Source organism: Agromyces cerinus, assembly GCF_016907835.1.
Lineage (GTDB): Bacteria > Actinomycetota > Actinomycetes > Actinomycetales > Microbacteriaceae > Agromyces > Agromyces nitratus.
Map to the genome: position 1 here is coordinate 3,812,321 of NZ_JAFBCT010000001.1, position 20,687 is coordinate 3,833,007.

At 71.7% G+C, this 20,687-nt stretch carries 21 protein-coding genes; 10 read left to right on the forward strand and 11 right to left on the reverse strand.

Translation table 11 applies throughout. From position 1 onward, the window contains the following. Positions 1 to 114: 114 nt before the first annotated feature. Together JOE59_RS17790 and JOE59_RS17795 are read right to left on the reverse strand one after the other, a co-directional pair. On the reverse strand, positions 115 to 1,755 hold the full coding sequence (locus tag JOE59_RS17790; RefSeq protein ID WP_239560369.1) for a glycerol-3-phosphate dehydrogenase/oxidase: 1,641 nt from the start codon (positions 1,753 to 1,755) through the stop codon (positions 115 to 117). Then, complete coding sequence (locus tag JOE59_RS17795; RefSeq protein ID WP_204462912.1) at positions 1,722 to 2,318, reverse strand: TetR/AcrR family transcriptional regulator; 597 nt, start codon at positions 2,316 to 2,318, stop codon at positions 1,722 to 1,724. The genes JOE59_RS17790 and JOE59_RS17795 overlap by 34 nt, the downstream gene beginning before the upstream one ends. A 20-nt stretch (positions 2,319 to 2,338) precedes the next feature. On the opposite strand from JOE59_RS17795, the gene JOE59_RS17800 reads away from it, so the two are divergent. Genes JOE59_RS17800 through JOE59_RS17815 form a run of 4 tightly spaced genes read left to right on the forward strand, consistent with a single transcriptional unit; the run spans position 2,339 to position 7,377 of the window. Further along, on the forward strand, positions 2,339 to 3,985 hold the full coding sequence (locus JOE59_RS17800) for an FAD-binding oxidoreductase (RefSeq protein WP_239560370.1): 1,647 nt from the start codon (positions 2,339 to 2,341) through the stop codon (positions 3,983 to 3,985). A 1-nt stretch (position 3,986) separates the two neighbouring features. After that, positions 3,987 to 4,964 (forward strand): diacylglycerol kinase, encoded by a 978-nt coding sequence (locus JOE59_RS17805; RefSeq protein ID WP_204462921.1) that lies wholly within the window; start codon positions 3,987 to 3,989, stop codon positions 4,962 to 4,964. Beyond that, entirely contained in the window at positions 4,961 to 6,607 is a 1,647-nt protein-coding gene (locus JOE59_RS17810; RefSeq protein ID WP_204462923.1) for a GMC oxidoreductase, read from the forward strand. Before JOE59_RS17805 ends, JOE59_RS17810 begins: the two co-directional genes overlap by 4 nt. A gap of 50 nt (positions 6,608 to 6,657) precedes the next feature. Then, complete coding sequence (locus JOE59_RS17815; RefSeq protein WP_204462925.1) at positions 6,658 to 7,377, forward strand: flavodoxin family protein; 720 nt, start codon at positions 6,658 to 6,660, stop codon at positions 7,375 to 7,377. 80 nt (positions 7,378 to 7,457) lie between these two features. Here JOE59_RS17815 and purQ read toward each other — a convergent pair whose 3' ends face one another. The 3 genes from purQ to JOE59_RS17830 all read right to left on the reverse strand — a co-directional run bounded on the left by purQ (position 7,458) and on the right by JOE59_RS17830 (position 9,017). Then, the gene (gene purQ, locus JOE59_RS17820) at positions 7,458 to 8,156 is read right to left on the reverse strand and encodes a phosphoribosylformylglycinamidine synthase subunit PurQ (RefSeq protein ID WP_179551334.1); all 699 of its coding nucleotides are present in this window, start codon (positions 8,154 to 8,156) and stop codon (positions 7,458 to 7,460) included. 11 nt (positions 8,157 to 8,167) lie between these two features. Then, a complete protein-coding gene (gene purS, locus JOE59_RS17825) occupies positions 8,168 to 8,500 on the reverse strand; it encodes a phosphoribosylformylglycinamidine synthase subunit PurS (RefSeq protein WP_179551333.1) in 333 nt (110 codons plus the stop codon). A gap of 88 nt (positions 8,501 to 8,588) precedes the next feature. Then, positions 8,589 to 9,017 carry a hypothetical protein gene (locus JOE59_RS17830; RefSeq protein WP_204462927.1) on the reverse strand — a complete coding sequence of 143 codons (429 nt, stop codon included), beginning with the start codon at positions 9,015 to 9,017 and terminating at the stop codon, positions 8,589 to 8,591. 212 nt (positions 9,018 to 9,229) lie between these two features. Here JOE59_RS17830 and JOE59_RS17835 point away from each other — a divergent pair, with 212 nt between their 5' ends. From JOE59_RS17835 to JOE59_RS17845, 3 genes are all read left to right on the forward strand, one after another. Continuing rightward, complete coding sequence (locus JOE59_RS17835) at positions 9,230 to 9,817, forward strand: PadR family transcriptional regulator (RefSeq protein ID WP_204462929.1); 588 nt, start codon at positions 9,230 to 9,232, stop codon at positions 9,815 to 9,817. Between the two features lie 18 nt (positions 9,818 to 9,835). Next, positions 9,836 to 11,362 (forward strand): DHA2 family efflux MFS transporter permease subunit, encoded by a 1,527-nt coding sequence (locus tag JOE59_RS17840; protein ID WP_204462939.1) that lies wholly within the window; start codon positions 9,836 to 9,838, stop codon positions 11,360 to 11,362. A gap of 86 nt (positions 11,363 to 11,448) precedes the next feature. Further along, positions 11,449 to 11,865 (forward strand): DUF1304 family protein, encoded by a 417-nt coding sequence (locus tag JOE59_RS17845; protein WP_204462941.1) that lies wholly within the window; start codon positions 11,449 to 11,451, stop codon positions 11,863 to 11,865. A 31-nt stretch (positions 11,866 to 11,896) separates the two neighbouring features. On the opposite strand, the gene JOE59_RS17850 is transcribed toward JOE59_RS17845, so the two are convergent. Genes JOE59_RS17850 through kynA form a run of 3 tightly spaced genes read right to left on the reverse strand, consistent with a single transcriptional unit; the run spans position 11,897 to position 15,042 of the window. Continuing rightward, entirely contained in the window at positions 11,897 to 13,120 is a 1,224-nt protein-coding gene (locus tag JOE59_RS17850) for a kynureninase (RefSeq protein WP_204463475.1), read from the reverse strand. Positions 13,121 to 13,171: 51 nt separating this feature from the next. Continuing rightward, on the reverse strand, positions 13,172 to 14,182 hold the full coding sequence (locus JOE59_RS17855) for an amidohydrolase family protein (protein ID WP_204462943.1): 1,011 nt from the start codon (positions 14,180 to 14,182) through the stop codon (positions 13,172 to 13,174). Between the two features lie 2 nt (positions 14,183 to 14,184). After that, positions 14,185 to 15,042, reverse strand: a complete 858-nt coding sequence (kynA, locus tag JOE59_RS17860) for a tryptophan 2,3-dioxygenase (protein WP_204463476.1) — start codon at positions 15,040 to 15,042, stop codon at positions 14,185 to 14,187. Positions 15,043 to 15,257: 215 nt separating this feature from the next. Between kynA and JOE59_RS17865 the strand changes: the two genes are divergently transcribed. Continuing rightward, complete coding sequence (locus tag JOE59_RS17865) at positions 15,258 to 15,908, forward strand: TetR/AcrR family transcriptional regulator (RefSeq protein ID WP_204462945.1); 651 nt, start codon at positions 15,258 to 15,260, stop codon at positions 15,906 to 15,908. 76 nt (positions 15,909 to 15,984) lie between these two features. Here the strand turns inward: JOE59_RS17865 and JOE59_RS17870 are convergent, their stop codons facing one another. Continuing rightward, positions 15,985 to 16,827 (reverse strand): VOC family protein, encoded by an 843-nt coding sequence (locus JOE59_RS17870; RefSeq protein WP_204463477.1) that lies wholly within the window; start codon positions 16,825 to 16,827, stop codon positions 15,985 to 15,987. Positions 16,828 to 17,077: 250 nt separating this feature from the next. On the opposite strand from JOE59_RS17870, the gene JOE59_RS17875 reads away from it, so the two are divergent. Then, a complete protein-coding gene (locus JOE59_RS17875; RefSeq protein WP_239560371.1) occupies positions 17,078 to 17,599 on the forward strand; it encodes a DUF1269 domain-containing protein in 522 nt (173 codons plus the stop codon). Between the two features lie 108 nt (positions 17,600 to 17,707). On the opposite strand, the gene JOE59_RS17880 is transcribed toward JOE59_RS17875, so the two are convergent. Both JOE59_RS17880 and purD read right to left on the reverse strand, forming a co-directional pair. Beyond that, positions 17,708 to 18,655, reverse strand: coding sequence for a phosphoribosylaminoimidazolesuccinocarboxamide synthase (locus JOE59_RS17880; protein ID WP_204462949.1), 948 nt, complete (start codon positions 18,653 to 18,655; stop codon positions 17,708 to 17,710). Positions 18,656 to 18,663: 8 nt separating this feature from the next. Continuing rightward, on the reverse strand, positions 18,664 to 20,001 hold the full coding sequence (purD, locus tag JOE59_RS17885; protein ID WP_204462952.1) for a phosphoribosylamine--glycine ligase: 1,338 nt from the start codon (positions 19,999 to 20,001) through the stop codon (positions 18,664 to 18,666). 103 nt (positions 20,002 to 20,104) lie between these two features. On the opposite strand from purD, the gene JOE59_RS17890 reads away from it, so the two are divergent. Further along, the gene (locus JOE59_RS17890) at positions 20,105 to 20,674 is read left to right on the forward strand and encodes a signal peptidase II (protein ID WP_307837113.1); all 570 of its coding nucleotides are present in this window, start codon (positions 20,105 to 20,107) and stop codon (positions 20,672 to 20,674) included. The last annotated feature ends 13 nt before the right edge of the window (positions 20,675 to 20,687 follow it).

Below are 20,687 nucleotides of genomic sequence, written 5' to 3' on the forward strand. Positions count from 1 at the left end.
AGTGGTGTGGAACGGGCGGCCCGATCGGGCCGCCCGTTCTGCGCGTTCGGGGTTTCATGGGCGTCGAGATGACGCAACTTGTCGGTAGGTGCGGGCGGGTACCGGCAAGTTGCGTCATCTCGGCGGCTGGGCCAACGCCTCCTCGACGATCTCGGCCACCACCGTGTGCGCCCGCGCGCGGTCGGCGGCGACGAGCCCGATGCGGGTGCGCCGGTCGAGCACGTCGTCGACGTCGAGCGCCCCCTCGGCGAGCACCGCGAACTCGATCTCGGCGCGCGTGACGTCGATGCCGGGCGCGATGCGCTCGGCGGGGTCGGCGCAACGGGCGAGGTCGAGCACGGCGGATGCCTCGGCGCCGAAGCGCGCCACGAGCGACGCGGGCAGCTCGGGGCGAGCGGGCGCGTGCACCGGCGTGGTCGCACCGGTTGCCAGCGGAACCGCCGAGTCGGGTGCTCCCACCAGGGCGAGCGTCGCGGTGCGGCAGCCGGGGTCGGCGAGGCCGGCGTGCCGGCACGCGAGGTCGACCGCGTCGCGGGCCATCGCCCGATACGTCGTGAGCTTGCCGCCGAGCACGTTGAGCAGGCCCGCCTCCGAGACCGCGACGTGATGGCGCCGGGAGATGTCGGCGGTCGAGCCGTCGCCGCCCGTGTCGATGAGCGGGCGGAGCCCGGCGAAGGCGCCGAGCACGTCGTCTCGGCCGAGCGGCCGTTCGAGGGCCGACGACACGGTGCGGAGCAGGAAGTCGATCTCCGCGTCCTGCGGCTGCGGCACGTCGGGCACCGGCCCGGGGGCGTCCTCGTCGGTGAGGCCGACGACGACCCGTCCGAGCTGTTGCGGCAGCGCGAAGACGAAGCGGCTGATCGAGCCCGGATGCGGCACGGTGATGGCGGCGGACGGATGCCCGAGCGCTGCGGCGTCGAGCACCAGGTGCGTGCCGCGGCTCGGCCGCATGCGGATGCCGGGGTCGAGCTCGCCCGCCCAGACTCCGGCGGCGTTCACGACGACCCGGGCGCGCACCCGAAGCGAGCCGCCGCCGACCGTGTCGACGAGCGTCGCACCGTCGGCATCGGCCCCCGACACGCGCACCCGAGTGAGCACCGTGGCGCCGTAGGCGGCGGCCGTGCGGGCGAGGGCCACGACGAGCCTGGCGTCGTCGACGAGCTGGCCGTCGTGCGAGAGCACCCCGCCGCGCAGGCCATCGCGGCGCAGGGCGGGGGCGAGCCGCAACGCTTCGTCGCGACCGATGCGGCGCGGGTGCGCCAACACGTCACCCGGCGTGCGGGCGAGCATGCGCAGTCCGTCGCCCATGCCCAGGCCGACGCCGCCGAACACGCGCTGCTTCGCCGAGACGGAGGGCACGAACGGCAGCAGCTGGGGGAGGCTCCGCACGAGGTGCGGTGCCACGCGCGTCATGAGGATGTGGCGCTCCACGGCGCTCTCGCGCGCGACGGCGATGTCACCGGTGGCGAGGTAGCGCAGCCCGCCGTGCACGAGCTTCGAGCTCCAGCGACTGGTGCCGAATGCGAGGTCGTGCGCCTCGGCGAGCACGACCGAGAGTCCGCGACTGGCGGCGTCGAGCGCCACGCCGGCGCCCGTGACGCCGCCGCCGATCACGAGCAGGTCGACCGGCTCGCGGCGCGCGGCGAGCGCGTCGAGGTCGCGAGCCCGTCGGGTGCCGTTCAGCGCGGCGGAGTGCGCAGCGCTGGGGGAGTCGGCGGGGTTCAGGGGCGGAGGTGTCCGTCGAGTGCGTGCCAAAGTTCGCTGCTCCAATGCGGCTCGTCGATGAGGTCGGAGACGGTGTTGTGCGAGAGGATCGCCGACTGGGCGATGAGCAGGAGCATGACCGCGAGATCGCTCGGTGCGCCCGCGCGCACCGAACCGCCCTGCTGGGCGAGCTCGATCGCGGTGGCCAGCCACTGCAGGATGACGCGCTGGCTCTGGCCGATGCGCTGCAGCGTGTACCGGGTGAAGACCTCGGGTTCGCGCTCGAGCAGGCGGCCGTAGAGCGGGTCGGTGCGGAACAGCTCGGAGAACCGCATCACGTCGCGCACGATGTCGCCCCGCGAATGCGCGGGTTCGGGGAACTGCTCGATGAGCGACACGGTGGCGCGCAGCAGTGCCGTGCGCACGATCTCGTCGGCGCTCGTCCAGCGGCGATACACGGTGGGGCGACTGACCCCGGCGTTGCGGGCGACCTCTGCGACCGTGACCCCGCCGACGCCGCGCGCGGCGATGAGTTCCACGGCCGCGTCGAGCATGCGCATCTCGGCCTCGTCCCAGACGGGCCGGTCGAGCAGGTTTGCTTGACGATCTTCCATGATGTGTCACACTGTAACGCATGGTCGACGGAGACACCTCCCCTACCGCCGCAAGCGTCGGCGACGAGACATCCACCCCGATGCGGTGGAACGGCTGGGGCGACCCGGCGAAGGCGAAGGAGCTGCCGCTCGCGGTGCGGGCACTGCTGCCGGTCATGCTCGGGCGGGTTCCGAAGCCCGAAGCGGCAGTCGACCTCGACGTGGTCGAGCTCGAGCCGTCGGCACTCGACGACGCGGACCGGGCCGCGCTCGCCGCGATCGTCAGCGACGCGCACGTCGCAAGCGACGACGAGGCGCGCATCCGTCACTCCGGCGGGCGCTCGACGCCCGACCTGCTCCGGCGTCGCGCGCGTCGACAGGATGCCCCCGACGCGGTCGTCTCGCCGGCCGACCATGCCCAGATCGTCGAGGTGCTGCGGCTCGCCGGTTCGCGCGGCATCGCCGTCGTGCCGTTCGGCGGCGGCACGAGCGTCGTGGGTGGACTCGACCCCGAGCGCGGCACGCACCGCGCGGTGATCGCCCTCGAACTGCGCCGGCTGACCGGGCTCGTCTCCCTCGACGAGACGAGCGGCGAAGCCGTGCTGCGCGCCGGCACCACCGGACCCGAGGCCGAGCGGCTGCTCGGCGAGCACGGGTTCGAGCTCGGGCACTTCCCCCAGAGCTTCCGCTACGCGACCATCGGCGGCTTCGCCGCTGCACGCTCCTCCGGTCAGAACTCCGCCGGCAACGGCCGCTTCGACGCGATGGTCACGGGCCTGCGCGTCGCGACCCCGACCGGCGAACTCGACCTCGGCCGTGCGCCCGGATCGGCCGCGGGCCCCGACCTCCTGCGGCTCTTCCTCGGCTCCGAGGGGGCGTTCGGCGTCATCACCGAGGTGCAGGTGCGCGTGCACCGTGCGCCCGAGGTGCGGCTCGCCGAGGCCTGGACCTTCCCCGACTTCGCGGCGGGCGCCGATGCCCTGCGCCGGGTCGCGCAGCTCGGCACCGGCCCCACCGTCATCCGCCTCTCCGACGAGGCGGAGACCGGTGTCTCCCTCGCCCAGGTCGGGCGCATCGGCAAGGCGCTCGCGAAGGGTGCGAGCGCGGTCACGATCTTCGAGGGCGACACCGAGCTCGCGGCCGAGCGGCAGGCCCGCACGGCGCAGGTGCTGCGCGAGTCGGGCGGTGTCTCGGCCGGCACCGCGCCCGCCGAGGAGTGGGTGCACGGCCGGTTCAACGCGCCGTACCTCCGCGACGCCCTGCTCGACCACGGCGTCTTCTGCGAGACCCTCGAGACCGCGACCACCTGGGCGAACCTCGAACGGCTGAAGCGCGAGGTCACCGCCGCGATCACCGACGGCTTCGCCGAGCAGCGCGCCAAGTCGCTCGTGCTCTGCCATGTGTCGCACATCTACCCGACCGGCGCCGCGCTCTACTTCACGATCCTCGCGGGGGTGAAGGGCGACCAGCTGGCCGCCTGGGAGCCCGTGAAGGCGTCGGTGAACGACGTGCTCATGTCGGGCGGCGGCACCATCAGCCACCACCACGGGGTCGGGCGCGACCACGCCCCGTGGCTCGAGCGCGAGATCGGGCCGGTCGGCCTGCGGATCCTCCGCGCCGTGAAGGCGGAGCTCGACCCCGCCGGCGTGATGAACCCCGGCGCACTCCTCGAGCCCGGGAGCAACTGACATGACCGGGCACATCGCCGTGCTCGTGAACCCCAGCTCGGGTCGCGGTCGCGGCGCCGCTGCTGCAGCCCGAGCCGTCGAGCGCCTCGAGGCGCTGACCGATGAGGTGCGCGTGTTCGCGGGCGACTCGGTCGACGACACACGGCGGCTCGCACGTGAGGCCGTCGCGGGCGCTCCGAGCGCGCTCGTGGTGGTCGGCGGCGACGGCACCCTCTCGTCGGTGCTCGACGCCGTCGTGGGTTCCGGCGTGCCGATCGCACTCGTGCCCGCGGGCACGGGCAACGACCTCGCGCGTGCCCTCGGCCTGCCGTTCGAGGCATCCGACGCCGCTTCGGCGGCCGCCGAACTCGCCCTGAACGGCACGCCCCGTGCGATCGACGTCGGCGAGGTGGAGTCGGCGGCGGGCATCGCCCGCTTCCTGACCGTCGCAGCGCTCGGCTTCGACGCGCACGTCAGCGAGCGCACCAACCGGCTGAAGTGGCCGCGCGGGCGAGTCCGCTACTACCTCGCGATCCTCATCGAGGTCGCGCGGCTCCGCCCGATGCCGTTCGCCGTCGCGTTCGACGGCGGGCCGATGCGCCCCATGCCGGGCACCCTCATCGCCGTGGGCTCCACGCGCAGCTACGGCGGCGGCATGCCGGTGTGCCCCGACGCCGACCCCGCCGACGGCCTGCTCGACGTCACGCATGTCGCACCGCTCGGGCGTGCGAAGCTCGTGCGCCTCTTCCCGCTGCTGCTGCGCGGCACGCATGGCGAACGGCCCGAGGTGACGACGGTGCGGGCGACGCACGTCGAGGTCGACGCGCCGGGTCTCGTGGTCTACGCCGACGGCGAGCGGGTCGGCGCCGGGCGGGCGCGCATCCGGGTGGTGCCCGGTGCGCTCACGATGCTCGTGCCCGCTGCGGTCGGCGCGACCGATCAGCCTGACGGGGCCGGCCTCGACGCCGGACCGGACCGGGGCGGAGAGCTGGCGGCATGACCGGCTTCGACCACGACGTCGTCATCGTCGGCTCGGGCTTCGGCGGGTCGGTCGCGGCGCTGCGCCTCGCATCGAAGGGCTACCGAGTGCACGTCTTCGAGGCGGGCCGCCGGTTCGCCGACGCCGACTTCGCGAAGACCTCGTGGGATGTGCGGCGCTACCTCTGGGCGCCAGCGATCGGATGCTTCGGGGTGCAGCGCATCCACAAGCTGCCGCACGTCATGGTGCTGGCCGGCGCGGGCGTCGGCGGGGGATCGCTGAACTACGCGAACACGCTGTACGAACCCGGACCGTCGTTCTTCGAGGACCGGCAGTGGGGCGCGCTCGCCGACTGGCATGCCGAGCTCGCCCCGCACTACGCGACGGCGAAGCGCATGCTCGGCGTCGTGCCCGAGTATCCGCACTCGGGCCCGGTCGAGCAGATCATGGCGGATGCCGCGAACGACCTCGGTGTCGGCGACACGTTCCGTCGGGCCCCCGTCGGGGTGTACTTCGGCCGCCCCGGCGAGACCGTGCCCGATCCGTTCTTCGGCGGCGAAGGCCCCGACCGCACCGGATGCACGCTCTGCGGCAACTGCATGGTCGGTTGCCGGGTCGGTGCGAAGAACACGCTCGCGAAGAACTACCTCGCGCTCGCCGAGCGGCTCGGCGCGACGATCGAGCCGCTCCGCACCGTCGTCGAGGTGCGCGAGCGCCCGGGCGGCGGCTTCGCGGTCACCACGGTGCGGAGTGGTGCGTGGTTCGGCCGCGACCGCCGCACGGTGACCGCCGAGCAGGTCGTGCTCGGCGCCGGCACGTGGGGCACCCAGCAGCTCCTGCACCGCATGAAGCACTCGGGTGCGCTGCCCGGGTTGTCCGATGCGCTCGGGCGCCTCACGCGCACGAATTCGGAAGCCCTCGACGGCGCGGTCGCGGTGTCGGTGCCCGACGGGCTCGGTCTCGCGAGCGGCGTCGCGATCACCACCTCGTTCCACGTCGACGAGCGCACGCACGTCGAGAACGTGCGGTACGGCCCGGGGTCGAATCTCATGGGTGCGCTTGCGACGGGCCTCGTGCCCGGCGGTCGCCCCCTCCTCGGGCGGCTCGGCGCGTTGATCGGCGGGGCGCTGCGGCATCCGATCACGACCCTGCGTCTGACCTCGCTGCGGCGCTGGAGCGAACGCGGCATCATCGCGCTCGTCATGCAGACGGCCGACAACTCGCTCACCCTCTCGCTCCGACGCCGCTTCGGGCGAACGGTGCTCACGAGCGCCCAGGGCGAGGGCGAGCCGAACCCGAGCCACCTGCCTGGTGCGCACCTCGCGGCCCAGGCGATCGCCGCTCGCATGCAGGCGGCGGGGGGTGTGCCCGTCGAGGCGCGCGGCTCGTGGCCCGAGGTGTTCGGCATCCCCCTGACCGCGCACTTCCTCGGCGGCGCCGTCGTCTCAGGGACTCCCGAGCGGGGCGTCGTCGACCCGTACCACCGCGTGTGGGGCCACCCGGGGCTGCACGTCGTCGACGGTGCCGCGATGCCGGCGAACCCGGGCGTGAATCCGTCGCTCACGATCACCGCCATGGCCGAGCGCGCCCTGTCGTACTGGCCACGCCGGAGCGCCGCGGATCAGCGGCCCACGCAGGAGGAACTGCTCGACCGACGCGGCTGAGGCGCTCGCAGCCCTGTCGGTCGATCCGACCCGCGAGTAGCATCTGCGCCATGGCCGAGCTGCCGGATTTCTCAGACCTGCGAGCGCTCTACATCAACTGCACGCTGAAGCGAAGCCCCGAACCGAGCCACACCCAGGGCCTCATGGACGCGAGCGTCGCCCTCATGCGCGAGCGCGACGTGCACGTCGACGAACTGCGGTTCGTCGACCTCGATGTCGCGACCGGCGTCTACCCCGACATGCGCGAGCACGGCTGGGCGACCGATGCCTGGCCCGATGAGGTGTGGCCGCTCGTCGAGGCCGCCGACATCCTCGTCGTCGGCGGTCCGATCTGGCTCGGCGACAACTCCTCGATCACGAAGCGGCTCGTCGAGCGGCTCTACTCGATGAGCGGAGAGTTCAACGAGCGGGGCCAGTACGTCTATTACGGCAAGGTCGGCGGCGCGATCATCACGGGCAACGAAGACGGCATCAAGCACTGCGCGATGAACCTGCTCTACAGCCTGCAGCACATCGGCTACTCGATCCCGCCGGGCGCCGACGCGGGGTGGATCGGCGAGGCGGGTCCCGGCCCGAGCTACCTCGACCCCGGTTCCGGCGGGCCCGAGAACGACTTCACCAATCGCAACACGACGTTCATGACGTACAACCTGCTGCACCTCGCGCGGCTGCTGAAGGACGCGGGCGGCTTTCCGGTCGGCGGCAACCTGCGCGCCGAGTGGGACGGTGGCGACCACTCCGGCTTCGAGGCGAATCCCGAGTACCGCTGACCGCGCAGGCCGTTCGCCGCAGCGGTGCCGGAAACGGCAACGGGCGGTCCGACCGGGCCGCCCGCTGCAGAGGTGTGGAACTACGCGTCGACGAGCGCGCGCTTCACGATGCTCGTGAAGAAGCCGAGGCCGTCGACGCCGGAGCGCATCGCGGCGGCGGTGTCGGGGCCGAAGCCGGGCTCGACCGCGTGCTCGGGGTGCGGCATGAGGCCGACCACGTTGCCGCGGGCGTTCGAGATGCCCGCGATGTCGCGGAGCGAGCCGTTGGGGTTCACGTCGACGTAGCGGAAGACCACGCGGCCCTCGCCCTCGAGCCGGTCGAGCGTCTCATCGGAGGCGATGAAGCCGCCCTCGCCGTTCTTCAGCGGGATCGTGATCTGCTGGCCGGCCTCGAAGTCGCCGGTCCAGTCGGTCGACGCGTTCTCGACCGTGAGCACCTGGTCGCGGCAGATGAACGAGCCGTGGTCGTTGCGGATGAGCCCGCCCTCGAGGAGGCCCGCCTCGGTGAGCATCTGGAAGCCGTTGCAGATGCCGAGCACGGGCATGCCGGAGTTCGCAGCGGAGACGACCTCGGTCATGATCGGGCTGAGCGAGGCGATCGCGCCGCAGCGCAGGTAGTCGCCGTAACTGAAGCCGCCGGGCAGGATCAGCGCGTCGACGCCCTCGAGGTCGTGCGAGCCGTGCCAGAGGGCGACGGGCTCGGCCCCCGCGAGGCGCACCGCACGCTGGGCGTCGCGATCGTCGAGCGAGCCGGGGAAGGTGATGACACCGATGCGCATGGCGAGCCCGCTCAGTGCGTTTCGCCGGCGGGGGCGCCGAAGCCGTCGTCGGTCACGGATGCCGCGCCGGACGCCTCTTCGGCGAGCTCGGCGTTCGTCACCTCGTAGTGGATTCCGACGACGTCTTCGATCACGCCGTTGGAGAGGATCTCCTCGGCGATCTCCTGCACCTGTGCGCGCAGCGCGTCGTCGACGGGTCCGTCGACGGTCAGTTCGAATCGCTTGCCGATGCGCACGCCGCTGAACCCGGTGCGTCCGGTGCGGGCGAGGGCGCCGGCGACGGCCTTCCCCTGGGGGTCGAGCAGTTCGGCTTTGGGCATCACGTCGACGACGATGGTGGGCACCGCGGTTCTCCGTCCGGTGTCGAAAATGTGGATGCGTCGATTCTACCGGGGTGCCGAGGCATCGAAGCATCCGCCCCCTGCTCGTGCGTCAGCGCCGGCTGACGGCCCTGATCACGAGACCGATGCCGACGATCACGGCAGCGCCGGCGGCGATGACGAGGGCGGGGTTCTCCCGGTACCGCGCCTTCACGTAGCGGACGCCGTCGTCGGCGACCTCCCTCGCGCCTGCGACGGCGGCGCTCGCCTGCGCGGCGACGGCGTCGACGGTGTCGGCTGCGGCGTCGCGGGCATCGTTCAGCACGTCGCCGACGGTGTCGGATGCCTGCCCGGCCGCTCGGGCCGTGGCGTCCCCGAGCCGATCGGCGCCCGACTTCACGGCTCGCGCCGCGTCTGCCGCGGCGTCGCCCACTGCGTCGGCGACGTGATCCGCGTGGTCGCGCGCGGTCTCGGTCACTCGGTCCGCCGCGTCCTTCGCAGCGGCCGTGACGTCATGCTGAGTGCGATCCGTGTCGGTCATCAGTGGCTCCCTTCGCCGGGGTGATCGGGTCACCTCATCGGATGATCGAGTCATCGTACGCTCGCGAACCGGGAAGGGCCCGGATCGGCCGTCGGGCTTGCCACGGCCCCGTCGGGGTGCTAGCGGGGTCGTCGAGGGGAAGTTGCATGGGACGCATTCCATGCGTATTATTCCGAGCGGAATAATTGCACGCGAACGCGAAGGGAACACGGATGCCGCACCTCAACCCGCTCGCCTTCTCGGCGCTCGGCATGCTGATCGACGCCCCCATGCATCCGTACGAGATGTACCAGCTGATGCTGGCGCGTCGGGAGGACCGCGTCGTCAAGGTGAGCGCTGGGTCGCTCTACCGGGCGGTCGAACGGCTCGCCCGCGACGGGCTGATCGTCGAGAGCGCGACCGAGCGCATGGGCAATCGGCCCGAGCGCACCGTCTACACCGTGACGGATGCCGGGCGGGCCGCGTTCGACGAGAGCCTCGAGGAGATGCTCGGCCGCAGCGTCAACGAGTTCCCCGAGTTCCCGCTCGCCATCGGCGAGGCCCACAACCTGGCGGCGGAGCGGGTCGTCGAGCTGCTCGGAGACCGGCTCGACTCCATCCGCGACGACATCGCCTGGTACGACGCTGCGGCCGTGCGCATCGCCGAGAAGGGCAAGCCGAAGCACGTCGTGCTGAACGTCTACTACAGCAGGGCGATGCTCGCCGCCGAGGCCGAATGGCTCGCGGCGACCATCGACGAGCTCCGCTCCGGCGAACTCGAGTGGCCGGCCGGCGACCCGAGCGCCTCGCCCCAGACCTGACCCGTTCCGGAGGAACACATGCAGACCGAACGCAAGCCATGGCCCGCCCTCTGGGCGCTCGTCATCGGCTTCTTCATGATCCTGGTCGACTCGACCATCGTCTCGATCGCCAACCCCGCCATCATGCGCGACCTCGGCACCGACCTCACCGCGGTGCTGTGGGTGACCTCCGCCTACCTGCTGGCGTACGCCGTGCCGCTGCTCATCACGGGTCGCCTCGGCGATCGCTTCGGCCCGAAGAACGTCTACCTCGTCGGCCTCGCCGTGTTCACGCTCTCCTCGCTCTGGTGCGGTCTCTCCGATGACATCACCATGCTGATCGTCGCGCGCGTCGTGCAGGGGCTCGGCGCCGCGCTGATGACTCCGCAGACGATGGCGGTCATCACCCGCATCTTCCCGCCGCAGCAGCGTGGCGCGGCGATGGGCCTCTGGGGAGCCGTCGCCGGTGTCGCGACGCTCGTCGGCCCGATCCTCGGCGGGCTCCTGGTCGACTCGCTCGGCTGGGAGTGGATCTTCATCGTCAACGTGCCCGTCGGCGTCGTCGCGTTCATCCTCGCGGTGCGGCTCGTGCCGAGGCTCGAGACGCACCAGCACTCCTTCGACTGGCTCGGCGTGGTGCTGAGCGCCGTCGGCATGTTCCTCGTGATCTTCGGCATCCAGGAGGGCGCGACCTACGACTGGGGCACCATCACCGGACCGATCACCGTCTGGGGCCTGATCATCTCGGGCCTCGTGGTGCTCGTCGCCTTCGTGGTCTGGCAGCGCTTCAACCGCAAGGAGCCGCTGCTGCCCCTCGACCTCTTCGCGGATCGCAACTTCGCGCTGTCGAACGCCGCGATCACCTTCGTCGGGTTCGCCATCGTCGCCATGCCGCTGCCGCTCGCGTTCTACTACCAGGTCGCTCGCGGCCTCGAGCCCACGCAGGCCGCGCTCATGCTCGTGCCCATGGCGGTCGTGTCGGGCGTGATGGCGCCATTCATCGGCCGCTTGACCGACCGCGTCGACCCGAAGTGGATCGCGTTCGCCGGCTTCACCATCACCGCCGCCGGCCTCGCTGCGATGTCGCTGCTCATCACGCCCGACGTGCAGCTCTGGGTGCTGCTCATCCCGGCCGCCTTCCTCGGCCTCGGCATGTCGGGCATCTGGGCGCCGCTCGCATCGACGGCGACGCGCAACCTGCCCCCGCAGCAGGCCGGCGCCGGCTCGGGCGTCTACAACATGACCCGGCAGTTCGGCTCGGTCTTCGGTGCCGCGGCGATCACCGCGCTCATGAACGGTCGGCTCGAGGCGAACCTCCCCGGGTTCGTCGAGGCCGGCGGCGAGCAGTCGACCACGGCGGGCCAGGCGTTGCCGCCGCAGATCGCCGGCGGATTCACCGACGCGATGTCGCAGTCGTTGTGGCTGCCCGTCATCGGGTTCGCGATCGGCGCCGTGCTGGTGCTGTTCTTCTCCAAGCCCAAGGTGACGGTCGACTGGGAGCAGCAGGGCGCTGCGTCGACGGAGGTCGCGGGCCCCGCGACGGGCTCGCTCACCACGGTCGACTAGGGCCGAGGCCGAAGGTCAGGCGAGCACGGCGCGCTCCTGCAGCATCGAACTCGACAAGCCCTCACCTTGAGAGGATCCTTTGAGCCATGAACATCGTCGCCAAGATCCTCGCGGTGCTCGAGGGCCTTACGCTGATCGCCGTCGGCGTGCTCGAATCCTCCTTCTACCGCAACCCCGCCTTCCACTCGATCTTCCTCATCGAGCCCGACGAGTACGACGCCGTGCAGCTCTGGGTGGTGAACGTCGGCTGGTACAACATCTTCATGGGGCTCGGCGTCATCGTCGGCGTCATCCTGGCCTCGACCGGGCGCGTGCAGGCCGGCCGCGCGATCGTGCTCTTCGTCTCGGTGCTGCACGTGCTGCTCGGCATCACCCTCCTGATCACCGAGCCGCTGCTCTGGACGAACGCGCTCGGCGAGGCGGGACTCGCGCTCGCCGTCATCCTCGCGATCGTGATCGGCGATCGGATGTCGCGGCGCGATGCCGCTCCCGCCGCCGGGTGACTCGCGGCCGGTCGGCCGAGACCCGCAAACGCTAGGCGAGCCCCGCGCGCTCCTGCAGCACCGTCTTCAAGGTGTCGCGGGTGGCCGCGATCCCGCGGTGCACCTCCTCGAAGCTCGTCGACAGCGGCGAGAGGCCGATGCGCAGCCCGCCCGGATCGCGGTAGTCGGGGATCACGTCCTGCTGCCACAGCCGGGCGGTGACCTCCCGCATCGCGGGGTGCTGCAGGGTGACGTGTCCGCCGCGCTCCTCGGGGTCGGCGGGGGAGGCGAGGGTCACGCCGAGCGGCGCGAGCCAGTCGTCGGCGAGGGTGATCGCGAACTCGGTGAGCGCGATCGACTTCTCGCGGAGCGCCGGCATGCCGGCCTCCTCGATCATCGCGAGCGTCTCCTCCATCGCGAGCATGCCGACGATCGGCGCGGTGCCCGAGAGGAAGCGGCGGATGTCGGGCACCGGCTCGTACTCGGGCCCCATCGCGAACATGTCGGTCGTGCCCCACCAGCCCTGGATCGGCTGGGCGATCGCCGCCTGCAGGTCCTCGCGCACGTACGCGAACGCGGGGGAGCCGGGCCCGCCGTTCAGGTACTTGTAGGTGCAGCCGACAGCGAGGTCGAAGCCCCAGAGGTCGGCCTTCACGGGCACGGAACCCGCCGAGTGGCAGAGGTCCCAGAGGATGAGGGCGCCCGCGTCGTGCGCGATGCGGGTGAGCTCGGGGGCATCCGCCAGATAGGCCGACCGGTAGGCGACGTGGGAGATGACGACGAGCGCCGTCTCGGGGCCGGCCACCGCGGCGAGCTGTTCCGGCGTCACGCCCGCAGAGGTGTCCACCTCGATCCAGCGCAGGCGCATGCCCCGCTCGCGGGCGATGCCGTCGAGCACGTAGCGGTCGGTCGGGAAGTTGTCGGTGTCGACGACGATCTCGCGCCGGGCGGGGTCGCGGGCGATCTGGGCGTCGACGGCGGCTCGGGCGAGTTTGTAGAGGAGCACCGTGGTCGAGTCGCCGATGATCGTCTGGCCGGCCTTCGCCTCGATCACGGAGCGGCCGATGCGGTCGCCGATCTCGGTGGGCAGCTGCAGCCACGCCTCGTCCCAGCCGCGGATGAGCCGGCCGCCCCAGTCCTCGCGCAGGAACCGTTCGACGCGCTCGATCGCCGACACGGGCGGGCGTCCGAGCGAGTTGCCGTCGAAGTAGACGAGGTCGGTCTCGGCGCCCGCGAAGCGCTTGCGGTAGTGCGCGAGACCGTCGGCGCGGTCCATGCGGCGGGCGAAGGCGAGGTGCGGGTCGTGGGTCACCGGTGCTCCAAATCGTCAGTACTGCTGCAGGTCTTCGGCGGGCGACAGGCAGGCGGCGGCCAGCCAGTCGGGAAACGCGTCGAGGCTGGCCGGGGGCTCGCCGGGCACGAAGGTCGCGACGGCGCCGTCGCCGACCTCGTCGAGTCCGACGGGCCACGGATCGGTGAGCGAGTCGATCACCGCGGATGCCCCGAGACCGGCGCGCACGAGCAGTGCGAGTTCGGCGGGGTTCACGCCGAGCGGCTGCTCGCCGTTGCCGAGGTCGGTGCCGTAGAGCACCCGACCGCCGGCGGCGTGGAAGCGGCCGAGGTTGTCGAGCGCGATCGCGGCCTCGGGGGTCGGCTCGCCGTAGCCGGCGACGAAGAGCGTCGAGATCCAGCACTGCCCGGCGGCGACCGCCCGGGCGATGAGCGCGTCGTCGAGGCGCTCGGTGAACGGGGTGTGCGCGAAGGCGTCGACGCCGGCGTCGATGGCGAGCAGCGACATCCCGTCGCCCTCGACGTGCGCGACCACCGGCACGCCGGCGGCATGCGCGCTCGCGACGACCGCTGCGAGCGTCGCCGCGTCGAGCACGGGGCCCGCCGTGCGGTTCAGCGCGACCTTGATGACGGATGCCCCGAACGCCAGCTGCTCCGCGACCGCCGTCTCGGCAGCGGTCGGCAGGGCGGCGCGGTCGTCGCCCGCCTCGACGACGATCTCGCGGGCGCTGCCGGGCGCTGCCCACGGCCGGTCGACCGGGTAGCCGCCGGGGGCGGTGAGGAAGCTGCCCGCGAAGGCGACCCGAGGCACGCCGTCGCGACGGGCGTACGCCGCGATCGTGTCGAGCGGCCCGCCGAGGTCGACGACGCCCGCGAGCGCGGTGTCGCGCAGGGCATCGGGCCCGACCAGCATGAGGTGCACGTGGTGGTCGATGAGCGGCGGCAGCATCGTGCCCGTCTCGCCGGGGCGCTCGGCGCTCATCGAGCGGCGCACCCGCAGCGCACCGGGCCCGAGGTCGAGCGGTGCATGACCGAGGGAGCCGGCCATGGTCAGCCCGGGATCTCGGTGCGGACGGCGTACAGCTCGGGGAAGAACGTGAGGTCGAGCGCTCGCCGCAGGAAGCTCGCGCCGCTCGACCCGCCGGTGCCGGTCTTGTTGCCGATGATGCGCTCGACGGTCTTCAGGTGGCGGAAGCGCCAGAGCTGGAAGTTGTCCTCCAGGTCGACGAGCTCCTCGCAGGTCTCGTAGGCGGCCCAGTGCTCGGAGGTGTCCGCGTAGATCGAGGCGAACACCGGCACGAGCTCGGGTGAGTAGGTCCACGCCTGGGTGACGTCGCGCTCGAGGATCTCGGCGGGGATCGGGTAGCCGGCGCGGGCGAGCAGGCGCAGGAACTCGTCGTAGAGGCTCGGGGAGTCGAGGGCGTGGCGGAGGATCGCGGTCGCCGCGGCATCCGACTCGAAGACCTGCATCATCTTCGCGTTCTTGTTGCCGAGCACGAACTCGACCGCGCGGTACTGGTAGGACTGGAACCCGCTCGCGTTGCCGAGCACGCCCCGGAACTGCGCGTATTCAGTGGGCGTGAGGGTCGCGAGCACCGACCACTGCTCGGTGAGCGTCTTCTGGATGTGCTTGACGCGTGCGATGCACTTCAGCGCGGGGGCGAGTTCGTCGGCCCGCAGCAGGTCGCGCGCGGTCTCGAGCTCGTGCAGCACGAGCTTCAGCCAGAGCTCGGTGGTCTGGTGCTGGATGATGAACAGCAGCTCGTCGTGGTGTTCGGGCCGGGAGATCGGCCGTTGGGCCGAGAGCAGCGTCGGCAGGTCGAGGTAGCCGCCGTAGCTCATGCGATCGCTGAAGTCGGTGACGACCGATGCCTCGATCGTGCGGGTGTTGGCTTCGACGCCGTCGATCGCGTCGTCGCCGGGTCGGGTTGGCTCAGGAGTCACGGCACCAGCCTAACCACGCGCGTGGGAGCCGACGCGGCGGGCATCCCCCTTGCCGGAAGCACCGGCAGGCGCCCGCCGCATCGCAACCCCTCCCCCCAGAGCGGTCTTCACCCCGTTCATTCGGGTAAACGGAGGTGACCCTCCGAATCATAACCGATCGACGCGCGTACAGTGAAAGCGTGAGCTCATCCCAGTCGCCCCGCCGCGATGCGCGGCGCAACCATGAGCGGCTGCTCGTCGAGGCGAAGCAGCTGTTCGCCGAGCGCGGCATCGACGCGCCGCTCGACGAGCTCGCGGCGCGCGCCGGCGTCGGAGCCGGCACCGTGTACCGTCACTTCCCCAACCGCGACGCGCTCGTGCGCGAGCTCTACGACGCCGCGGTCGCCGACCTGCACGAGTTCGCACCGCGGTTCCTCGGCGCGGAGACGGGGTGGCAGGCGATCGAGCTCTGGCTCGAACAGGTCAGCGGATGGCTCGCCGCCGCGCCCCACCTGCCGGCGGTGATGCGCCGCGTCGCCGAACTCGATCCGAACCACCGCCCGGCCAACGAGTTCGTGCCGATGATGGACGCCGTGGTCGCGCGCGCCCAGGCCGAGGGGTCGCTGCGCCGAGACGTCACCGCGGTCGATCTCAGCGTGATGGTCGACATGCTCGGCTCGCTCGGCCAGTACGGCACCGCCTACCTGCCCTACTGGCGCCGCCAGCTCGCCGTCATGCTCGACGGGCTGCGCGCCCGGCCCGACCTCTCGCCGCTGCCCGGCGAGGGGCAGGCGTTCGAGGCGTTCCACGACATGTCGCACGCGAAGGGGCCGACGCCTCCGAGCGGCTGACCTCGTGCCGCTCTGCCGATCGAGCCGGTCGAGATCCGCGCGTGCGCTGGTTTCGACAGGCTCGACCCATGCAAGCTCAGCCTGCGGCGCGCACCACGACGAGATTCGCCCACGGGTCGTCGAACGCGAGGGTGAGGCCGTCGTCGCGGGTCGCGACGCGGTAGTGCCCCATGCGCTCGCCGAGTTCGCCGAGGTCGTCGGCGCTCGGCACCACGATCTCGACCGTGCCGAGTCCGAGCGCGAGGGCGCGCCGGCCTGCGCCTCGGCTGTTCCAGGTGTTCATCGCCATGTGGTGGTGGTAGCCGCCCGCCGAGACGAAGAGCGCCTGGTCGCCCATCTCGGCCGTGGTCTCGAAGCCGAGCCGTTCGACGTAGAACTCGCGAGCGCTCGCGACGTCGCCGACCGAGAGGTGCACGTGGCCGACGACGGCGTCGCCCAGGCCGGTTCCGGATGCCGCGGCATCCGCCCCGCCCTCGGTGAGGTGCTCGCGCAGGTACTCGTTGGGGTCGAGATACAGCGTCGCCATCTCGATCGTGCCGTGCGCCCAGCTCCACTTCGAGCGGTCGCGGTCGAAGTAGAGCTCGATGCCGTTGCCCTCGGGGTCGGTGAAGTAGAAGGCCTCGCTCACGAGGTGGTCGGCGCTGCCGGTGAAGGTGCCGGGATGCTTCGAGGCGATCGAGTAGATCGCGGTCGCGAGCGCCTCACGGGTGTCGAAGAGGATCGCGGTGTGGAAGAGCCCGGCGTCGCGCGGCGAGGCGTGGCGCAGCTCGGGCGCGTGCTCGAGGATCACGATCGGCGTGGTGCCGCGGCCGAGCACGGCGACGGGACCCTCGTGGCTCAGGAGTTCGAGGGTGACGGCGTCGCGGTAGAAGCGGATCATCTCGTCGAGGTCGCCGACGCGCAGCGTCACGGCGCCCATGCCGGTGTCGGCGGCGAGGAGTCCCGCGCCCTCCGGCGCCCCATTGGTTGTAATCACAACTAATGATAACCCGGCGATCGCGCCGGGCATTCCCGAGTCGACGTGGCGCTTCCGGCATCCCGTCCGCGCCCCGACGAACCGACATCGCCGGAATCGGGTCTGGCGCTCGCGTGCCGGGGTGCCTACCGTTGGAGGCACCGGCTCCCGGGGAACCGACGGGGAGCCCTCTCGAGGGGACGAAGACATGGGCATGGACAACCTGGTGCTGTACGTGGCGACCTACGACGACGGTGCCACCGCCACCGACCAGTACCGCTCGCTCAAAGACGCCGAGGCGGCATCCGATCTCGAGGTCGTGTCCTCGGTCGTGATGCGGCGCGGTGACGACGGCAGGGTCGCCGTCGACGAGCACGGCACCGGCCAGGTCGCCGCAGGCACGTGGATCGGCGGTGCCGCCGGACTCGTCGTCGGGCTCTTCGCACCCCCGCTGCTCGCCGCGACGGCGATCGGTGCGGGAGTCGGTGCCATCTCGGGCGCGATCGCGAAGAAGCACGACGAGAAGAAGGTGGGCATCGAGCTCGAGGAGTACCTGCCGAAGGGGTCGTCGGCCATCGTGGCGGTGCTCGACGACAAGTACCTCGACCGCATCGACGCAGTGCTGACGAAGTACGCCAAGAAGGTCGACAAGGCGATCGACCGGGAGGACTACGAAGCCCTCGAGAAGGCGATCAGCGAGGGCGGCGACAAGATCGCCAAGGCGATCGCCTCGTAGACGAGCCATCGTCGGTCGAGTAGCGAGCGAAGCGAGCGTATCGAGACCTGCCGTGCCGCATGGTCTCGATACGGCCCTGGTGGGCCTACTCGACCGACGTGCCGAGACTCAGGCGCCGGTCAGCCGGTTGAGCAGCTCCCGGTAGCGAGCCGCGGTCTGCTCCACGATCTCGTGGGGGAGGGTCGGCGGCTCCTCCGAGACGTCCTGGTCCCAGTTGACCGTGAGCCAGTCGCGCACGATCTGCTTGTCGAAGCTCGCCATGCGCAGCTCGGGGGTCGCCGCGGTGGCGTACGCCTCGGCGTCCCAGTAGCGGCTCGAGTCGCTCGTCAGCACCTCGTCGGCGAGCGTCACGATGCCGGTCGAGCGGTCGGCGCCGAACTCGAACTTGGTGTCGGCGAGGATGACGCCGCGAGCCTCGGCGATCTCGGACGCGCGGGCGAAGATCTCGAGCGACAGGGAGCGCAGCTGCTCGGCCACGACCTCGCCGACGAGTTCGACCGTGCGCTCGAAGGAGACGTTGACGTCGTGCTCGCCGAGCGGGGCCTTCCACGCCGGCGTGTAGATCGGTTCGGGCAGGCGGTCGCCGTTCGAGAGCCCCGGGGGCAGCGGGAGGCCGCCGATGGCGCCCGTAGCCTGGTACTCCTTGAAGCCCGAACCGGTGAGGTAGCCGCGCACGACGCACTCGACGGGGAACATGTCGAGCGTGCGGCAGAGGGTGCCGCGCTCGGCGAGCTCGGCCGGCACCTCGGGCAGCCCGAGCGCCTCGAGGCGGTCGTCGAGCGGGTGGGCCAGGTGGTTCGGCACCTGGGGCAGCTGGTCGAACCACCAGCGGGTGAGGCTCGTGAGCATCGCGCCCTTGCCAGGGATCGCGGGCGAGAGCACCTGGTCGTAGGCGCTCACCCGGTCGGTCGCGACGACGAGCAGGATCGGCGAGAAGGTCAGCGGGTCGCCGGTCCAGGAGTCGTCGTCGACGAGCAGCTTGGTCGGCACGTACAGATCGCGCACCTTGCCCGAGTAGACGTGGGTCCAGCCGGCGTGCTCCTGCGTTTCGCTCATGGTTTCCCCTATTCGGTGACGCGGGCCGCGATGTCGGTGCGGTACTGGCCGCCCTCGAGTCGCAGGTGCCCGAGCGCCTCGTACGCACGGCGGCGGGCCTCGGCGAACCCGTCGCCGACCGCGACGACGTTGAGCACGCGGCCCCCGGTCGCGAGGAGCGGCAGCGACTCGGCGCCGTCGCCGGTCGCCGCGCCGATCGCGGTCGCAGCGTGGGCGAGGTGCACTCCGGGCACGGATGCCGCGGCCTCGATGCCCTCGATCGCACGCCCGGTCTGGGGCGCCTCGGGGTAGCCCTCGCTCGCGAGCACGACCGTGACCGCGGCATCCGCTCGGAAGACCGGGCGCGGCAGGGAGCCGAGCCCGCCGGTCGCTGCCGCGAGCAGCAGGCCGGAGAGCGGGGTCTCGAGGCGGGGGAGCACGACCTGCGTCTCGGGGTCGCCGAAGCGGGCGTTGAACTCGATCACGCGGATGCCGCGCGAGGTGAGGATGAGGCCCGCGTAGAGGAGGCCGATGAACGGCGTCTGCTCCTCGGCGAGCTTGTGCACGGTCGGCAGTGCGATCGTCTCGATGACCTCGTCGACGAAGGCCGCCTCGCTGCCGAAGCGGCCGCCGCGGCCGTCGGCGGCGTCGGCGAGCCAGGGGAGGGGCGAGTAGGCGCCCATGCCGCCCGTGTTGGGGCCGGCGTCGCCGTCGAGGAGGCGCTTGTAGTCCTGCGCGGGCGAGAGCGGCAGCACGTTCGTGCCGTCGGAGAGGAGGAAGAGCGAGACCTCCTGGCCGTCGAGGAACTCCTCGATGAGCACGGGGCCCTGCTGCAGGTAGTGCGCGGCGTGGGCGACCGCTGCGTCGCGGTCTTCGGTGACCAGCACACCCTTGCCCGCGGCGAGCCCGTCGGCCTTCACGACGTAGGGGGCGCCGAACTCGTCGAGCGTGCCGGCGACCTCTTCGAGGGTCTCGGCGAGGTTCGCGCGCCCGGTCGGCACGCCCGCGTCCTGCATGATGCGCTTGGCGAAGGTCTTCGATCCCTCGAGCGCCGCGGCCGCCTTGCCCGGGCCGAACACGGCGATGCCGCGGGTGCGCAGGGCGTCGGCGACACCCGCGACGAGCGGTGCCTCGGGGCCGATGACGACGAACTCGATGTCGTTGTCGAGCGTGTAGTCGGTGACGAGCACCGGGTCGGTCGGGTCGAGTGCGATGGTCGTGACGCTGCCGCGAGCCGAAGAGGTGGGGGATGCCGCGATGCCCGCGTTGCCCGGCGCCGCGATGATCTCGTGGCCGGCCTCCTCATCGAGGAGCGCGAGGATGATGGCGTGCTCGCGCGCGCCCGAGCCGAGGACGAGGATTCTCACCGGTTCAGGCTACCGCGTCGCGCCGCGCGGCCCCGCCTCGTGACCTCGTGTGCGGATGGGGCGACGGGCGCGCTCGCGGCACGGTGCTGCGAGAATGGTGCGGGTGAGCTCAGACACGACCGGCGCCGATGACGCGCAGACCCCGGCCGGCCTCGACGAGGGGCCCGAACCCGGCGCCTCGGGCCACCGTCTCTTCTGGTGGGTGCTCGGCATCGCCGCGTTCATCGTGCTGATCGACCAGGCCAGCAAGTGGTGGGCCGAGGCCGAGCTCGGCGACGGCAGCACCATCCCGGTGATCGGCGACCTCATCCGCTTCGTGCTCGTCTACAACCCGGGCGCCGCGTTCTCGATCGGCACCGAGTACACGTGGATCTTCGCGATCCTCGCGGGCGTCGGCGCGATCGCGGTCGTGTGGTTCGCCTGGCGCGTGGGGTCGGTCGGCTGGACCATCGCCCTCGGCCTCATCCTCGGCGGCGCCGTGACGCACCTCGGCGATCGCCTGTTCCGCGATCCCGGCTTCGGCCGCGGCCACGTCGTCGACTTCATCGGCTACGGCAACTGGTTCATCGGCAACGTCGCCGACATCGCGATCTTCGCGGGTGCCGTGATGATCCTCGTGCTGACCTTCATGGGCATCGCGCCCAAGGGCGGGCGCGTGCGCGACGACGACTGACCGCGGCCGCTGA

Bases quoted from the DNA above. Each gene is read 5' to 3' on its own strand.
- JOE59_RS17795 (WP_204462912.1), bottom strand. From the start codon at position 2,318: ATGGAAGATCGTCAAGCAAACCTGCTCGACCGGCCCGTCTGGGACGAG.
- JOE59_RS17800 (WP_239560370.1), top strand. From the start codon at position 2,339: ATGGTCGACGGAGACACCTCCCCTACCGCCGCAAGCGTCGGCGACGAG.
- JOE59_RS17805 (WP_204462921.1), top strand. From the start codon at position 3,987: ATGACCGGGCACATCGCCGTGCTCGTGAACCCCAGCTCGGGTCGCGGT.
- JOE59_RS17810 (WP_204462923.1), top strand. From the start codon at position 4,961: ATGACCGGCTTCGACCACGACGTCGTCATCGTCGGCTCGGGCTTCGGC.
- JOE59_RS17815 (WP_204462925.1), top strand. From the start codon at position 6,658: ATGGCCGAGCTGCCGGATTTCTCAGACCTGCGAGCGCTCTACATCAAC.
- purQ (WP_179551334.1), bottom strand. From the start codon at position 8,156: ATGCGCATCGGTGTCATCACCTTCCCCGGCTCGCTCGACGATCGCGAC.
- JOE59_RS17830 (WP_204462927.1), bottom strand. From the start codon at position 9,017: ATGACCGACACGGATCGCACTCAGCATGACGTCACGGCCGCTGCGAAG.
- JOE59_RS17835 (WP_204462929.1), top strand. From the start codon at position 9,230: ATGCCGCACCTCAACCCGCTCGCCTTCTCGGCGCTCGGCATGCTGATC.
- JOE59_RS17840 (WP_204462939.1), top strand. From the start codon at position 9,836: ATGCAGACCGAACGCAAGCCATGGCCCGCCCTCTGGGCGCTCGTCATC.
- JOE59_RS17845 (WP_204462941.1), top strand. From the start codon at position 11,449: ATGAACATCGTCGCCAAGATCCTCGCGGTGCTCGAGGGCCTTACGCTG.
- JOE59_RS17850 (WP_204463475.1), bottom strand. From the start codon at position 13,120: ATGGACCGCGCCGACGGTCTCGCGCACTACCGCAAGCGCTTCGCGGGC.
- JOE59_RS17855 (WP_204462943.1), bottom strand. From the start codon at position 14,182: ATGGCCGGCTCCCTCGGTCATGCACCGCTCGACCTCGGGCCCGGTGCG.
- JOE59_RS17870 (WP_204463477.1), bottom strand. From the start codon at position 16,827: ATGGGCGCCGTGACGCTGCGCGTCGGCGACCTCGACGAGATGATCCGC.
- JOE59_RS17875 (WP_239560371.1), top strand. From the start codon at position 17,078: ATGGACAACCTGGTGCTGTACGTGGCGACCTACGACGACGGTGCCACC.
- JOE59_RS17880 (WP_204462949.1), bottom strand. From the start codon at position 18,655: ATGAGCGAAACGCAGGAGCACGCCGGCTGGACCCACGTCTACTCGGGC.